The organism is Mesorhizobium sp. B2-4-19, from assembly GCF_006441315.1.
Taxonomy (GTDB): domain Bacteria; phylum Pseudomonadota; class Alphaproteobacteria; order Rhizobiales; family Rhizobiaceae; genus Mesorhizobium.
The window spans coordinates 293,426-307,722 of sequence record NZ_VFUV01000001.1 but is presented as its reverse complement, the minus strand read 5'-3'; the positions used below and the strand labels follow the sequence as shown (position 1 = coordinate 307,722).

Genomic DNA, 14,297 nt, shown 5'->3' with positions numbered 1-14,297 from the left:
GGGCTTGTTCCGGTCGGCTGGTTCTGGTGTGTCGCCGGTCGGCTTGATGCGGCGCCTATCGAATTTAATACAGGCCGGCGCGATTGCAAAATCCGCGTGACAATGTTTGACGTTTACGTAAAAAGAAAAGTGAGACTGCCCAAAGGCGGGTGGCTTTGCGGCCGCGCCGGCTCTAGGGTTGGCGAGGTCGGTGCATCAGGAGGATCGAGCGGCATGTATCGGGCACCGGTCGAGGATATCGCGTTCACGCTGAAGCATGTTGCCGGCATGAAATCCGCCCTCGACGCCGGTAGGTTCGGCGATCTCGGCGAGGACCTGGTCGACGCCGTCCTTGGCGAGGCCGGCCGCTTCGCCACAGAGGAGGTGGCACCGCTCTACAAGATCGGTGACGAGCAGGGTGCGGTGCTCAAGGATGCCGCCGTCACCATGCCGCCCGGCTGGAAGGCGCTTTATCGCCGCTGGATCGATGGCGGCTGGAACGCGCTGTCTGCGCCTGAAGACCATGGCGGCCAGGCGCTGCCCACCATGCTGGGCGTCGCGGCGCTCGAAATGTGGAACTCCGCCGCCATGGCCTTCGGCATCGGCCCGACGCTGACCATGGGCGCGGTCGAAGCGCTCGACAAGCACGCTTCCGAAGCGCTTAAGGCGACGTATCTCGCCAAGCTCGTGTCGGGCGAATGGATGGGCACGATGAACCTGACCGAGCCGCAGGCCGGCTCCGATCTTGCCGCCTTGCGCGCCCGCGCCGAGCCCGCCGGCGACGGCACCTACCGCATCTTCGGCCAGAAGATCTTCATCACCTATGGCGAGCACGATTTCACCGACAACATCGTCCATCTGGTGCTGGCACGACTGCCGGACGCGCCCGCCGGCACACGCGGCATCTCGCTGTTCCTGGTGCCGAAATTTTTCGTCAACGACGATGGCTCGCTCGGCGCCCGCAACGACGTCTTCTGTTCCGGCCTCGAGCACAAGCTCGGCATCCATGCTTCGCCGACCTGCACCATGATTTATGGGGACGGTTTCCAGGGCGCCAGGCCTGGCGCCATCGGCTGGCTGATCGGCGAGGAGAACAAGGGTCTCGCCTGCATGTTCACCATGATGAACAATGCCCGCCTGGCCGTCGGCATGCAGGGTGTCGCGGTGGCGGAAGCCGCCACCCAGAAGGCGATCGCCTATGCCAATGAGCGCCGCCAGGGCAAGGCGGCGGATTATGCCGGCGCCGGCATGGCGCCGATCGTCCATCACCCCGACGTGCAACGCAATCTCCTGACCATGAAGGCGCTGACGCAGACGGCGCGGGCGATCAGCTATTCCTGCGCCCACGCCATCGACATGGCGCGGGTCTCGGATGGCGATCAGGCGTCACACTGGCGCGACCGCGCCAATCTTTTGACACCGCTGGCCAAGGCGTTTTCGACCGATGTCGGCGTCGAAGTGGCTTCGCTCGGCGTGCAGGTGCATGGCGGCATGGGCTTCATCGAGGAAACCGGCGCTGCAGCCTTCTACCGCGACGCCCGCATCGCGCCGATCTACGAGGGTACCAACGGCATCCAGGCGATCGATCTGGTCACCCGCAAGCTGCCGCTCGGCGGCGGCGAACATGTGCATGGCTTCATCGGCGAACTGGCCGCCGTCGCCAAAGCCGTGCGTACTTCCAACCTGCAAGGATTCGGCCGCACCGCCGATGCGCTCGACGCAGCCCTTGGCGACCTGACGCAAGCGACGCGCTTCCTGCAGAAACTGTCGGCCGACGGTCGGTCGGACGAGGCGCTGGCGGGAGCGACGCCGTATCTCAGGTTGATCTCGCTTGCCGCCGGCGGCGCCTATCTGGCGCGCGGCGCGCTTGCCGATCAGGACCGCATCGCCCTGTGCCGCTTCTTCGCCGAAAACCTGCTCGGCGAGGCTCTCGCCCTGAAGGAACGCGTCATCGACGGCGCGGAGAGCCTCGCTGCCGCCGGCAAGACGCTGATATCAGCTTGAATTCTCACAGCGCTCACCAGGGAAGAAGACCGTGACAGACCATATCCTCGTCGAGCGCAAGGGCGCCATCCAGATCATCCGCATGAACCGTCCCGACAAGAAGAACGCGCTGACGCGTGCCATGTATGCAAAGATGTCGGCGGCGCTTGCCGAAGGCGATGCCGATCCGGCGATCCGCGTCCATGTCTTCCTCGGCGTGCCCGGCGCCTTCTCCTCCGGCAACGATCTTGCCGATTTCATGGTTGTCGCCACCGGCGGTGACGGCGGCACGGAAGTCTGGGATTTCCTGATGGCGCTGGCCAGGGTCGAAAAATCCATCGTCTCCGGCGTCGACGGCATCGCGGTCGGCATCGGCACGACGATCAACCTGCATTGCGACCTGACCTTCGCCACGCCGCGCACCGTGTTCAGGACGCCTTTCGTCGATCTTGGCCTGGTGCCCGAGGCCGGCTCCAGTCTGCTGGCGCCGCGCATCCTGGGTCAGCAAGGCGCCTTCGCGCTGCTCGGCCTTGGCGAAGGTTTTTCCGCCGAGCGCGCGAAGGCCGCCGGCCTGATCTACGACGTGATCGAGGAGCGCGCGCTGGAGGCCTCGGTGCTGGCGGCCGCCGGCCAGATCGCCGCCAAGCCGCCGCAGGCGCTGAAGATCGCGCGCGACCTCATGCGTGGCTCGCGCGACGATCTCGTCGCCCGCATCGGCGAGGAAAGCCAGCATTTTCGCGAGCGGCTGAAGTCGGATGAGGCGCGCGCCGCGCTCACCGCGTTCATGACCAGGAAGAGGAGCTGAGGCCTTGCCCTCTCAGGGATAAAGCCGCGTCTTGTCCCAATCGCCTTTGGCGTTGCGGGTAAAGACCACCCGGTCATGCAGCCGGAACGGACGGTCGTGCCAGAACTCGATCGTCTTCGGCACGATGCGGAAACCCGACCAGTGCTTCGGCCGCGGAATCTCGCCGATGGCGTAGCGCGTTGTGTATTCGGCGACAGCTTTCTCCAGCGCGAAGCGGCTTTCCAGCGGCCGTGACTGCTTCGACGCCCAGGCGCCGATGCGGCTGCCGCGTGGGCGCGTCGCGTAATAGGCGTCGGCCTCGGCATCGCTGACGATCTCCACCGGGCCGCGAATGCGCACCTGCCGGCGCAGCGATTTCCAGTGGAAACACATCGCCGCCTTCATGCTGCCAAGAATCTCCTGGCCTTTCGCGCTCTCGAAATTCGTGTAGAAAACAAAGCCGCCTTCATCGAACCCCTTCAGCAGCACCATCCTCACATCCGGCATGCCTTCGGCATCGACGGTCGCCAGCGCCACGCCGTTGGCATCGTTGATTTCGCTCTTGGTGGCGTCGTCCAGCCATTCGGCAAAGAGGCGAAACGGCTCGGCCGCTTCGGCAAAGTCACTGGTTGTTAACTCTGTGTCGCTCATAGTTTTTCTCAAATTGTCACGAAATCAGGGAGGTTGCCGATTGTCGCGTATCGCGCAAGCTTTTGACAGCAGGCAATGGGGCGTTATCGCTTCGGCCAGCGCGAAAGCGGCGATCGTGGCGGCGGCTTTGCCGCTTGCCGCCTGCGGCGCGGGTGGCTTCAGTCTGGAAAAGGCCGAAGTCGACCGCTCGATCCTGACCAGCAGCACCCAGGCTCCATCGGTGCCTGCCGATTCGGATCGCGACTCCGACCAGACGACGATCGGCAATGCGGTGTCCTCCGCCGACATCGAGCAACTCGGCGGCCAGGCCGTGCCGTGGGCTAATGCCGGCACCGGCTCGCGCGGCTCCATCACCGAACTGGCGGAATTGAAGGACAGGGGCCAGACCTGCCGCCGCTTCAAGGCCTCGCGCGAAAGCTTTGACGGCGTTGCCATGTTCGAGGGCGAGCTCTGCCTGGCCAGTGCCGGCGGCTGGCGCATGCAGGGCTTCAAGGCGCTCTGATTTCCGCTTTCAATATGGCCATCAGCTACTGGAATTTCTTCCTATCCGAGCGCATATAGGAGGCAAGTATGGACTCAACTCATTTCCAGGGCAGGAAGCATGCGCGACCCGTATGAGGTCCTGGGCGTTGCAAAGAACGCATCGGCCAAGGACATAAAATCGGCGTACCGGAAACTCGCCAAGAAACATCATCCGGACCAGAATCCGAATGATCCCAAGGCGAAGGACCGTTTTGCCGCGGCCAATCAGGCCTATGAGATCGTCGGCGACGAGAAGAACCGTGCCGCTTTCGATCGCGGCGAGATCGACGCCGACGGCAAGCCGCGCTTCCAGGGCTTTGAGGGCGCCGCCGGTGGCGGCGACCCCTTTGCCGGGTTTCGCCGCCAGCAAGGCGCCGGCGGTTCGCGATTCGAATTCCGTTCGGGGCGCCCGGGCGGGGATCCGTTCGACGGCAACAGCGATATTTTCAGCCAGATCTTCGGCGACGCCTTTTCAGGCGCGCGCGGTGCCGGCATGGGCGACCGCCGCCAGCCCGCGACAGCGGCCGATCTGAACGTCACGCTCGACGTCACCATCGAGGAAGCGGCGACCGCCGAAAAGGTGACCGCGATGTTCCCCGATGGCCGCAAGGTGGCGGTCAAACTGCCGGGCTTTGTCGAGGATGGCCAGACCATCCGGCTGAAGGGGCAGGGCGAGCAGGGGCCGGGCCAGCCCGGCGACGCGCTGGTCAAGATCCATATCCGCCGGCATCCGCGCTACCGCATCGAGGGCCGCGACCTGCATGCCGATCTGCCGGTGTCGCTGGCGGATGCGGTGCTGGGCGCCAAGGTGCCGGTCGAGACGCCGACCGGCAGGCTGGCGGTCAACGTTCCCGCCTGGTCGAGCTCGGACAAGGTCCTGCGGCTCAAGGGCAGGGGCCTGCCGGAAAAGGCCGGCGGCCATGGCGATCTCTACGCGCATGTCCGCATCATGCTGCCGGAAGGCGGCGACAGCGCGCTCGAAGCGTTGCTGCGTGGTCAAAAAGGCTGATCCAGCGCTCTTGTCCCCCGAACTGTCAGGTTTGAGCGCTTGAAGGGGCTGTGTGCCTGTGCGATAGGCACTCCACAAAGCACAAACCTTGCGGAGAGCGCTCACATGGCGGGTGGACAGGGCCTGATGGCCGGCAAGCGCGGCCTTATTCTTGGCGTCGCGAACAACAGGTCGATTGCTTACGGCATCGCCAAGGCATGCGTCGACCATGGCGCCGAGATCGCGCTGACCTATCAGGGCGAGGCGTTCAAGAAGCGCGTCGAGCCGTTGGCGGGGGAACTGGGCGCCTTTGTCGCCGGCCATTGCGATGTCACCGATCCGGCTAGCCTCGACGAGGTTTTCGCCAATGTCGCCGGGCATTGGGGCAAGCTCGACTTCCTCGTCCATGCCATCGCCTTCTCCGACAAGGACGAGCTGACCGGCCGCTATGTCGAGACGACGCGCGACAATTTCCTGCGCACCATGGACATTTCGGTGTTTTCCTTCACCACCATCGCCAAGCGCGCCGAGGCGCTGATGACCGAGGGCGGTTCACTGCTCACGCTGACCTACTACGGCGCCGAGAAGGTGATGCCGCACTACAACGTCATGGGTGTCGCCAAGGCCGCGCTCGAAGCCAGCGTGCGTTACCTCGCCGTCGATCTCGGCGGCAAGAAGATCCGCGTCAACGCGATCTCGGCCGGCCCGATCAAGACGCTGGCCGCCTCGGGCATCGGCGATTTCCGCTACATACTGAAGTGGAACGAATACAATTCGCCGCTGAAGCAGACGGTCACGCAGGAGGAGGTCGGCGATTCCGGCGTCTATTTCCTGTCCGACCTGTCGCGTGGCGTCACCGGTGAGGTGCACCATGTCGATTCCGGCTATCACGTGGTCGGCATGAAGGCGGTCGACGCGCCTGACATTTCGACGGTCAAGGAATAACGCCCTCCGCTCATCCTGCGCCCAGGCCCTGGCCCGACCTCCGGAAGACCTGATGTACCCGCTGGTTTATATCGTGCGCCACGGCCAGACCGCGTGGAACGCCGAGTTCCGGCTTCAGGGCCAAGCCGACACCGATCTCAATGCCCTTGGCCGCGAGCAGGCGACCGCGAACGGGCGCCGGCTGGCCGAACTTGTCGGCGACCCCGGGGAATTCGACTTCGTCGCCAGCCCGATGCGGCGGACGCGCGAAACGATGGAACGCGTCCGCGCCGCGATGAAGCTCGATCCGCTCGCCTATCGAACCGATATCAGGCTGGTCGAGGTCAATTTCGGCGACTGGCAGAGCTTTACCTTCGCCGAGCTCGAGACGCAGTCTCCCGGAGCAAGCCGGGTCCGCGCACTGGACAAATGGAACTTCCAGCCGCCCGGCGAGGGGGCGGAAAGCTACCAGATGCTGCTCGAACGGGTGAAACCCTGCTTCGACGGGATCGACCGCAAGACGGTCTGCGTGACGCATGGCGGCGTCATGCGCACCCTGTTCCGTTTCGTGCTCGATATGGCGGAGGACGAGGCCGCGAACCTGGAAATACCGCACGATCGCGTGCTCAAACTTGAAGGCCAGAACCTGGAGTGGGTTTAAGCTCGCCGACAGCAAGTCCCATGCGAGGCTGTTTTCAACCCACGAGCGGCAACACCTGAATGAGAATTTCTTGCAATTTCTGGTGGAAACCCGTCCGGGCTCTATCTTTAATCGGGCCGCAATTGTCAAATTTTTGCCTGCGGTCGGAGAGGGAACCTGATGAACCGCTTGGCTGCCAGATCTCTTTTCGTGCTGATGCTCGGCGTTGCGTGGGCTTGTCCCGCTATATCAGGTGAAGCGCCCGCGATCTTTGTTCGCCAGCTGCTCGATGCACCCGCCGCTGAGTTGGACTTTGCCCACGCCAAGCTGGCCGTGGACAAATTCGCTGACCCCAGCATTGACGAAACCGCCACGCTTGCCGAACTCGACGGCATGGCGGCAACGATCCATAAGATGCTCGGCACGTTGCCGCCCGAACAGGCGACGACCAGCATGGAGAAGATGAAGGCTCTACGGGCCTTCCTCTACGAGCCGGGACGGTGGAACGGCGGCAAGCCATTTCAATATGATCTCTCCGACCCATTCGGCCAACAGCCCGGCGCGCAGATGCTGACACGCTACCTCGCCACCAAAAAGGGCAACTGCATTTCGATGCCGATGCTGTTTCTCGCGCTTGGCGAACGGCTCGGCCTCAACCTGACGCTCTCGACCGCGCCGTTGCATGTGTTCGTGAAATTCACCGACGACGCCACGGGCAAGACATGGAATCTTGAAACGACGAGCGGCGCGGGCTTCGCCCGTGACGAGCACTATCGCAAGATCACGCCGATGACCGACGAGGCGGTGCGCAATGGCGTCTACCTCAAGACAATGAGCCGCCGCGAAGCGCTTGCTATCATCGCGACCGGCATTCTCGACAATTTGATTGCGACCGGGCGCTACGAGGATGCAATCACCGTCGCCGATGTGTTGATAGAGGCGGGACCCGACCGACGCCTATGCGATGGTCAAGAAGGGCACAGCCTACTATCGGCTGCTGGATCGGGATTTCATCAAGAAATATCCGAACGAAAGCGACATTCCGTCAAGCGAGATGCCGCGCGCAGCCGAACTGCACCGCGCTAATCAGGAAGCTTTCGCCAAGGCTGAAGCACTCGGTTGGCGTGAGCCGACGCTGAATTAGTCACCAAGGGCGATTTGGGATGGCGGGGATTTAATGATGAGATTGACGACAGGAAAGATTTTGCAACGCCTGCTGGCCATGGTGCTGGCGGTGTCTATGGCGGTTTCCGGCACGGCCGGAGCCTATGCGGCATCAGCGTACGGCTCGCACGTGATTCGGCAACAGAATGCACACCACAATGTCCAGTCTGTCCGTTTCATCTCGCCCGATACAATGGACCCGACATTGCCGGGGGTGGGAACAAACCGCTACGCATATTCTCAAAATGATCCGATCAACAAAAGCGATCCGAATGGGCATATAGCAATCGTTGACGATGGTGCCGAAGCGTTATTGGGGGGCCTCATTATCGGAGGCCTAGCTGTTGCTGCCTACATGGGCTGCACCTCATGTCAAAAAAGCCTTGATAACCTCGGCAGCATGATTTTCGGGCCTACGGCCAATCAGGAAGCGGCTCCCGAAAACAAAGACGGTAAGAATGCATCTGGCATAAGCAGTGGAAATCCGGATGTTGATTCCATCTTTGGAGGAGCGACGCCAACTGACAAAGGGACAAAGGGCTATGAGGTTCCCGGAGACCCCGGCACGTTTGAGAGCAAGCTGAAGGGTATTCCAGGTGCGAATCAGGATGTGACGAATGTCGGCACAACAACAACGCTACCTGACGGCACGAAAGTTGATACATATCCAGGCCGAACATCTACAGGAAAACCTGGCTGGGCCATTACAAAGCCTGGACAAAAGAAAGCCGAGATAAAAGGGTCATTTGTTGATAGAACAAAGGATTCCCAAAAAGACGCTGAAAGATCGGAAAGTGATAAATCTGACGGATCGTCAGAAAATGATAAGTCTGACGGATCGTCAGAAGGTAGTAAAGATAGCAAGTAAGAGGCCGAAGAATGTCATTCTACGATGTTGAGCAGAAACAATTTATTTTGCCAGAGGCGGAAGGATTTTTCGCAAAAAACAACGTTTTACTGCTAGACGTAGATTCAGCTAATCGAATTGTCCCGGTTGATTTGTTCGAAAACGTTTCAGTTGATGGGGGGGTTTTGTGTCTTCCGAAAAGGACGATGGTGAACACTCCGATTCCGTACGATCCATTGGATCACGAGGAATATAAAATTAATAGTATTCCAATATCTATTATAGTTGAAAATTACGTAAACGAAAATTTCTCTGAAAGAAAGTATATATTATCAGGAAGGCCTGACGTATTCCTAGCGCTTGAATTATCGATATTTAGCTACGAGATTTTGGCTCTCATTCAATCTGGGCATCTGACAACACCAATTTTACTATTTGACGACTCCAAGAAGGAAGTCATTTTTTTTGAATACGATCTAGAAATAAATACAATATCGAGGCAAAGGTTATATGATAGCAAGCTTATAGGTGGGAAAAGTGGCGAATTCTGGGTGGATTACTTTAATGTAAATTTTCTTAAATCTATATCTTATAATCAAAATCACATTGATATAATCAATAAGTACTATGGTCCACTGATAGACGGCTTGCGGATCGTTTCGCGGGCCTAACTGCTCTCAATCGCCAGTGGCGATTTGATGGCCGTGGCCGCCATTTCGGTTCCGGCTTAACCGGGATAGTCTGCGCCTGCCTTGGCACGGCGCGCGGGACGTCGCCAGCAGGCGAAGGGGCGGCGACGGCTGCCAAAAAAGCGGGTTTCACTCGGCCGTGCCGCATCCAATTCAGGTTGGGATGCTCAGTTCGTGTCGCTGTCAGGCAACTGCATATCGGTCACGACATTCTCGCCATTGGTCACGTCGTAGGCGATGACGATGTCCATGCCCGGCTTCAGCGAGTCGAGATCGGTTTCGGCGTTCAGCTTGTAGGATTTGCCGTCGTCCAGCGTCAGGGTCAGCGCGTCCTTGTCGATCTTCTTGATCAGGCCTTCGGTCTGTCCGGCGAACGCGGCGGTGGAATAGAGCAGGGCGGCGGCAACAGCGCCAATCAGGGTACGCATGATCGTCCTCTTTGGTCATTGCGCCGGCACTGTGGCGGCGGATCCTCAACGGCGGATGGAAGAAAGCAGAAACCAGCCGAATGTGTCAAAACTTAAACGGCAGGGATGACAGTTTGACCACCGCAAAAAACGCCAATAGAACGCAGGCTTCAACCGGCTCCGCTGCCGGCAGGGCACTTTATCCATGTCTCACAACACGTTCGGCCACCTTTTCCGCGTCACCACCTGGGGCGAAAGCCATGGCGCAGCACTTGGCTGCGTGGTCGACGGCTGCCCGCCCGGCATCCGCTTCACGCGTGACGAGATCCAGGCCGAACTCGACAAGCGCCGGCCCGGCCAGTCGCGCTTCGTCACCCAGCGCCGCGAACCCGACGAGGTGAAGGTGCTGTCTGGTTTCGTCCTCGACGAGGACGGCCAGACGATGATCACCACCGGCACGCCGGTCTCCATGCTGATCGAGAATGTCGACCAGCGTTCCAAGGACTATGGCGAGATCGCCCGCCAATACCGGCCGGGCCATGCCGACTACACCTATGACGTCAAATACGGCATACGCGACCATCGCGGCGGCGGCCGCTCCTCGGCCCGCGAGACAGCGGCAAGGGTCGCCGCCGGCGCGCTCGCCCGCAAGGTCGTGCCGGGCATGGTGGTGCGCGGCGCCCTGGTTTCGATGGGCGAAAAATCGATCGACCGCGCCAACTGGAACTGGAATTTCATCGGCGACGCGGAGAATCCGTTCTTCACACCCGATCCCGCTTCGGTTCCCGTCTTCACGCAATATCTCGACGGTATCCGCAAGGCCGGATCCTCGGTCGGCGCCGTGATCGAGATCGTCGCCGACGGCGTGCCGCCAGGGCTTGGCGCGCCGATCTATGCCAAGCTCGACCAGGACATTGCGTCGGGCCTGATGTCGATCAACGCCGTCAAGGGCGTCGAGATCGGCAACGGCTTCGAGGCCGCCCATATCACCGGCGAGCAGAATGCCGACGAGATGCGCATCGGCAATGACGGCAAGCCGGTGTTCCTGTCCAACAATGCCGGCGGCATCCTTGGCGGCATCTCGACCGGCCAGGCGATCATTGCGCGCTTCGCCGTCAAACCGACCTCATCGATCCTGACGCCGCGAAAGTCGATCGACAAGGACGGCAACGACGTCGAGGTGATGACCAAGGGCCGGCACGACCCCTGCGTCGGCATCCGCGCCGTGCCGATCGGCGAGGCAATGGTTGCCTGCGCCATTGCCGATCACTATCTGCGGCACAGGGGACAGACGGGGAAGGGAATAGGCAGTAGGGAATAGGCAGTTGGCCGCCCGACACAGCCTTTCATTTCCCTACTGCCTATTCCCTAGTCCCTGCGAGCGAAGCGAGCATCCCATGCCTTACGATCAGAAGAAGATTGTCGAAGCCATCCGCGCATTCGAACGCGGCGAGGTCGTCGTCGTCATGGATGATGACGGGCGCGAGAACGAGGGCGACCTGATCGTCGCCGCCGTTCACTGCACGCCGGAAAAGATGGCCTTCATCGTGCGCAACACTTCGGGCATCGTCTGCACGCCGATGCCGCGCGAGGAAGCAAAGCGGCTCAACCTGCAGCCGATGGTCGCCGACAACGATTCGGCCCACACCACCGCCTTCACCGTCAGCGTCGATTTCAAGCATGGCACGACGACGGGCATTTCGGCTGACGATCGCACGCTGACCGTGCGCAACCTCGCCAACGGCAATGTCGGCGCCTCCGATTTCGTCCGCCCCGGCCACATCTTCCCGCTGATCGCCCGCGAAGGCGGCGTCCTGATGCGCTCGGGCCATACCGAAGCGGCGGTCGATCTCTGCAAGCTTGCCGGCCTGCCGCCGATCGGCGTCATTTCCGAATTGGTCAACGATGACGGCACCGTCAAGCGCGGCCCGCAGGTGCAGGCTTTCGCCGAAGAGCATGGCCTGAAGCAGGTTTCGGTCGCCGACCTCATCGCTTACCGCCAGCGCAAGGAAACGCTGGTCGAGCGCGTCGCTTGCTCCGATATCGACACGCTTGGCGGCAAGGCGCAGGTCTTCACCTACACGCTGCCCTGGGACACGATGCATCACGTCGCAGTCGTGTTCGGCGATATTCGCGATGGCGAGGACGTGCCGGTGCGTCTGCATTCCGAGGATGTGGTGACGGATGTCTTCGGCACCAGCCATCGCCTGGACGGCATCATGAAGGCGATGGGCGAGCGCAAACGCGGCGTCATCGTCTATCTCAGAGAGGGCTCCGTCGGCGTCGCGCACCAGGAGCGCAAGCGTCCGCTGAGCGGTGACCGCGAGGATCACGAAGAGGCGCGCCGCCGCGAGAACGAATGGCGTGAAATCGGCCTCGGCGCGCAGATCCTGAAGGATCTCGGCATTTCCTCGATCAACCTGATCGCCTCGCGCGAGCGCCACTATGTCGGTCTCGAAGGGTTTGGCATCCACATAGCCAAGACCGAGATCCTCTAAAATATATCGACATTCAGGTCAGGTCGGCCTGACCTGAATGTCGACATATGCTGGCTGTCACTCGGCCGGAACGGCGACTGCTTCGCATCCGTCCAACTCGCATTTATGCGTGGCCAGGATGCGCTGGCCGAGCAGCACAGTGGCGAGCGCTATCGTGCCCGATGCCACCGACACCCAGAAACCGTTCTGGGCGCCGAACGCATCCACCACGGCGCCGGCGGCGAAGGAGCCCAGCGCCATGCCGATGCCGATCCCGGTGGTCACCCAGGTGATGCCTTCGGTCAGCATCGCTTCGGGAACATGCCGCTCAATCAGTCCGAAGGCCGTGATGAAGGTCGGTGAGATCGCCACGCCGCTGATATCGCCACGCCGCTGATGAAGACGGTCAGCGCCAGAAGCGGTACGCTGTTGGCGGTGAGCGGCAGCAGCGTGCCGAGCGCGACCAGGGCGACCGCGATGGCGAGCTGGCGTTGCAGCGGTGCCTTCAGGTTGAGCGCGCCGACAATGATGCCGAGCACGAACGACCCCAGCGCGTAAACGCCGATGACGAGGCTGGCTGCGCCGGGCTGGCCGAGCTCCTTGGTGATGGCCACCGTGCTCACTTCCGTCGTCGCGAAGGTCGCGCCGATGAAGATCAGGGCAAAGGTGATGACCTGTACCGGCCGCAGGCGGATCGCCGAGCCGCTCAAGCCATGGTCCACCGGGCGCACCTGCGGCTCGGTCGATCGCTGCAGGATGAACGCGGTCGAGCCCAAGGCGAGGAACAGTGTGCTTGCCAGCATGCCCGCTTCCGGAAACAGGGCGGCGCTGAGGCCGACCGACAGCGATGCGCCGGCGATATAGACCAGTTCATCCGCCGCCGATTCGAAGGCGAAGGCGGTGTTCATCTCGGGCCGACCCCGGAAAAGCTCCGTCCAGCGCGCGCGCACCATGGCCGGCATGCTGGGCATGGCCGCCGCCAGCAGCGCCGACACGAACAGCGTCCAGACCGGCCAGTCCTGATTGGCGGCCGCGACCAGCGTGATGAAGGCGAGCACGGAGATGATTGTCGTGGGCACGACGATCCGCGTCTGGCCAAGGCGGTCGACCAGTCTTGATATTTGCGGCGCCAGGAATGCGTTGGCCAGCGCGAATGTCGCCGAGACGGCACCCGCCAGCCAGTATTCGCCACGCGTCTGCGACAGCATTGCCACGATGCCGATCGGCGCCATGGCGATCGGCAGGCGCGCCATGAAGCCGGCGGCCGCAAAGCCCCTCGCTCCAGGGGCGCGGAAGATTTCCGAATAGGGGTTTTGCATGGGGTTCCTCGACAAAGGGCGGTTCGACAATTACATACGAAGCGTATGAGGATTAGATAGAGCGTACGCGGCGTATGTCAATTGGCATACGGAGCGTATGTGAATAGGACCAGCCGGAAATGCACAGACCCCGCAAGGAAATGATCGCCGAGACGCGCGCCAAGCTGATTGCCGCGGCCCGCCAGGCCTTTGGCACGATCGGATATGCCGAAGCGTCGATGGATGATTTCACGGCATCGGCCGGGCTGACGCGCGGCGCCCTCTACCACCATTTCGGCGACAAGAAGGGACTGCTGGAGGCGGTTATCGCCGAAATCGACGGCGAGATGGCTGCTCGGGTCAATGAGGTCGCGTCGAGAGCGCCGACCCGCTGGCAGCATTTCGTCGACGAGTGCACGACCTATATCGAGATGGCGCTGGAGCCGGAAATCCAGCGCATCATGTTCCGCGACGGTCCGGCCGTACTGGGCGATCCCGCGCAATGGTCGAATGCCAATGCCTGCGTCGGTTCAATGACCGATCATCTGACCGCGCTGCAGGGGGAAGGGGTGGTCGTCCCGGGCGTCGACCCCGAGACCGCCGCGCGGCTGATCAACGGGGCGAGCAGCCAGGCGGCGCAGCGGATCGCCAATTCGAACGACCCGGAAGCGACGTCGAAGATCGTGGTTGCGGCGTTCAAGCAACTGCTCGAGGGGCTGCTCAGAAAACCAGCTTCGCAACAGAGCTAAATCCCGTTGCGCGCCGCTGTCCACCCAGGGCTCCGAATCCGGGTTAACGGGTTGGGCTACCGAGGATTGTCTTGAGGTAAGTGGTATCCCATCCTGCGATTTTGCGCCTGCTCTTGAGGGATCGCTTGTCGGCTACGGCCCTGAGGAGATTGAAAGCGAAGCTGTCCACCGCTCATGATTGACAATCCTCGGGGT

At 61.6% G+C, this 14,297-nt stretch carries 14 protein-coding genes and 1 pseudogene; 12 read left to right on the top strand and 3 right to left on the bottom strand.

Going from position 1 to position 14,297, the window contains the following annotated elements:
• Window positions 1–213: 213 nt before the first annotated feature.
• Entirely contained in the window at window positions 214–1,983 is a 1,770-nt protein-coding gene (locus tag FJ546_RS01440) for an acyl-CoA dehydrogenase (protein ID WP_140887498.1), read from the top strand.
• 31 nt (window positions 1,984–2,014) lie between these two features.
• Window positions 2,015–2,767 (top strand): crotonase/enoyl-CoA hydratase family protein, encoded by a 753-nt coding sequence (locus FJ546_RS01435; protein ID WP_140887496.1) that lies wholly within the window; start codon window positions 2,015–2,017, stop codon window positions 2,765–2,767.
• A gap of 12 nt (window positions 2,768–2,779) precedes the next feature.
• Here FJ546_RS01435 and pdxH read toward each other — a convergent pair whose 3' ends face one another.
• Window positions 2,780–3,397: a pyridoxamine 5'-phosphate oxidase gene (gene pdxH, locus FJ546_RS01430; protein ID WP_140887495.1), complete on the bottom strand. Its 618-nt coding sequence runs from the start codon at window positions 3,395–3,397 to the stop codon at window positions 2,780–2,782.
• Window positions 3,398–3,437: 40 nt separating this feature from the next.
• On the opposite strand from pdxH, the gene FJ546_RS01425 reads away from it, so the two are divergent.
• From FJ546_RS01425 to FJ546_RS01395, 7 genes are all read left to right on the top strand, one after another.
• Window positions 3,438–3,899 carry an RT0821/Lpp0805 family surface protein gene (locus FJ546_RS01425; RefSeq protein WP_140887493.1) on the top strand — a complete coding sequence of 154 codons (462 nt, stop codon included), beginning with the start codon at window positions 3,438–3,440 and terminating at the stop codon, window positions 3,897–3,899.
• A 99-nt stretch (window positions 3,900–3,998) separates the two neighbouring features.
• Entirely contained in the window at window positions 3,999–4,928 is a 930-nt protein-coding gene (locus FJ546_RS01420; RefSeq protein ID WP_140887491.1) for a J domain-containing protein, read from the top strand.
• A gap of 105 nt (window positions 4,929–5,033) precedes the next feature.
• On the top strand, window positions 5,034–5,852 hold the full coding sequence (fabI, locus tag FJ546_RS01415; RefSeq protein WP_140887490.1) for an enoyl-ACP reductase FabI: 819 nt from the start codon (window positions 5,034–5,036) through the stop codon (window positions 5,850–5,852).
• A gap of 52 nt (window positions 5,853–5,904) precedes the next feature.
• Window positions 5,905–6,492: a histidine phosphatase family protein gene (locus FJ546_RS01410; RefSeq protein ID WP_140887488.1), complete on the top strand. Its 588-nt coding sequence runs from the start codon at window positions 5,905–5,907 to the stop codon at window positions 6,490–6,492.
• Window positions 6,493–6,651: 159 nt separating this feature from the next.
• Window positions 6,652–7,557, top strand: a complete 906-nt coding sequence (locus FJ546_RS01405) for a transglutaminase family protein (protein WP_181167770.1) — start codon at window positions 6,652–6,654, stop codon at window positions 7,555–7,557.
• Between the two features lie 94 nt (window positions 7,558–7,651).
• On the top strand, window positions 7,652–8,503 hold the full coding sequence (locus tag FJ546_RS01400; protein ID WP_140887487.1) for a hypothetical protein: 852 nt from the start codon (window positions 7,652–7,654) through the stop codon (window positions 8,501–8,503).
• An 11-nt stretch (window positions 8,504–8,514) separates the two neighbouring features.
• Window positions 8,515–9,153, top strand: a complete 639-nt coding sequence (locus FJ546_RS01395) for a hypothetical protein (protein ID WP_140887485.1) — start codon at window positions 8,515–8,517, stop codon at window positions 9,151–9,153.
• A gap of 185 nt (window positions 9,154–9,338) precedes the next feature.
• On the opposite strand, the gene FJ546_RS01390 is transcribed toward FJ546_RS01395, so the two are convergent.
• Window positions 9,339–9,599, bottom strand: coding sequence for a DUF1344 domain-containing protein (locus FJ546_RS01390; RefSeq protein WP_095771047.1), 261 nt, complete (start codon window positions 9,597–9,599; stop codon window positions 9,339–9,341).
• A gap of 184 nt (window positions 9,600–9,783) precedes the next feature.
• Here FJ546_RS01390 and aroC point away from each other — a divergent pair, with 184 nt between their 5' ends.
• Both aroC and ribB read left to right on the top strand, forming a co-directional pair.
• Complete coding sequence (aroC, locus tag FJ546_RS01385) at window positions 9,784–10,899, top strand: chorismate synthase (RefSeq protein WP_140887484.1); 1,116 nt, start codon at window positions 9,784–9,786, stop codon at window positions 10,897–10,899.
• Window positions 10,900–10,975: 76 nt separating this feature from the next.
• Window positions 10,976–12,076 (top strand): 3,4-dihydroxy-2-butanone-4-phosphate synthase, encoded by a 1,101-nt coding sequence (ribB, locus tag FJ546_RS01380; RefSeq protein ID WP_140887482.1) that lies wholly within the window; start codon window positions 10,976–10,978, stop codon window positions 12,074–12,076.
• A 57-nt stretch (window positions 12,077–12,133) separates the two neighbouring features.
• Here ribB and FJ546_RS01375 read toward each other — a convergent pair.
• Window positions 12,134–13,374: pseudogene (locus FJ546_RS01375) on the bottom strand (MFS transporter).
• 119 nt (window positions 13,375–13,493) lie between these two features.
• Here FJ546_RS01375 and FJ546_RS01370 point away from each other — a divergent pair.
• Window positions 13,494–14,102, top strand: coding sequence for a TetR/AcrR family transcriptional regulator (locus FJ546_RS01370; RefSeq protein ID WP_140887481.1), 609 nt, complete (start codon window positions 13,494–13,496; stop codon window positions 14,100–14,102).
• Window positions 14,103–14,297 lie beyond the last annotated feature (195 nt).

Excerpts from the sequence above, each read along its gene's own strand:
- FJ546_RS01440 (WP_140887498.1), top strand. The coding sequence starts at position 214 with ATGTATCGGGCACCGGTCGAGGATATCGCGTTCACGCTGAAGCATGTT.
- pdxH (WP_140887495.1), bottom strand. The coding sequence starts at position 3,397 with ATGAGCGACACAGAGTTAACAACCAGTGACTTTGCCGAAGCGGCCGAG.
- FJ546_RS01420 (WP_140887491.1), top strand. The coding sequence starts at position 3,999 with ATGCGCGACCCGTATGAGGTCCTGGGCGTTGCAAAGAACGCATCGGCC.
- fabI (WP_140887490.1), top strand. The coding sequence starts at position 5,034 with ATGGCGGGTGGACAGGGCCTGATGGCCGGCAAGCGCGGCCTTATTCTT.
- FJ546_RS01410 (WP_140887488.1), top strand. The coding sequence starts at position 5,905 with ATGTACCCGCTGGTTTATATCGTGCGCCACGGCCAGACCGCGTGGAAC.
- FJ546_RS01405 (WP_181167770.1), top strand. The coding sequence starts at position 6,652 with ATGAACCGCTTGGCTGCCAGATCTCTTTTCGTGCTGATGCTCGGCGTT.
- FJ546_RS01400 (WP_140887487.1), top strand. The coding sequence starts at position 7,652 with ATGAGATTGACGACAGGAAAGATTTTGCAACGCCTGCTGGCCATGGTG.
- FJ546_RS01395 (WP_140887485.1), top strand. The coding sequence starts at position 8,515 with ATGTCATTCTACGATGTTGAGCAGAAACAATTTATTTTGCCAGAGGCG.
- FJ546_RS01390 (WP_095771047.1), bottom strand. The coding sequence starts at position 9,599 with ATGCGTACCCTGATTGGCGCTGTTGCCGCCGCCCTGCTCTATTCCACC.
- aroC (WP_140887484.1), top strand. The coding sequence starts at position 9,784 with ATGTCTCACAACACGTTCGGCCACCTTTTCCGCGTCACCACCTGGGGC.
- ribB (WP_140887482.1), top strand. The coding sequence starts at position 10,976 with ATGCCTTACGATCAGAAGAAGATTGTCGAAGCCATCCGCGCATTCGAA.
- FJ546_RS01370 (WP_140887481.1), top strand. The coding sequence starts at position 13,494 with ATGCACAGACCCCGCAAGGAAATGATCGCCGAGACGCGCGCCAAGCTG.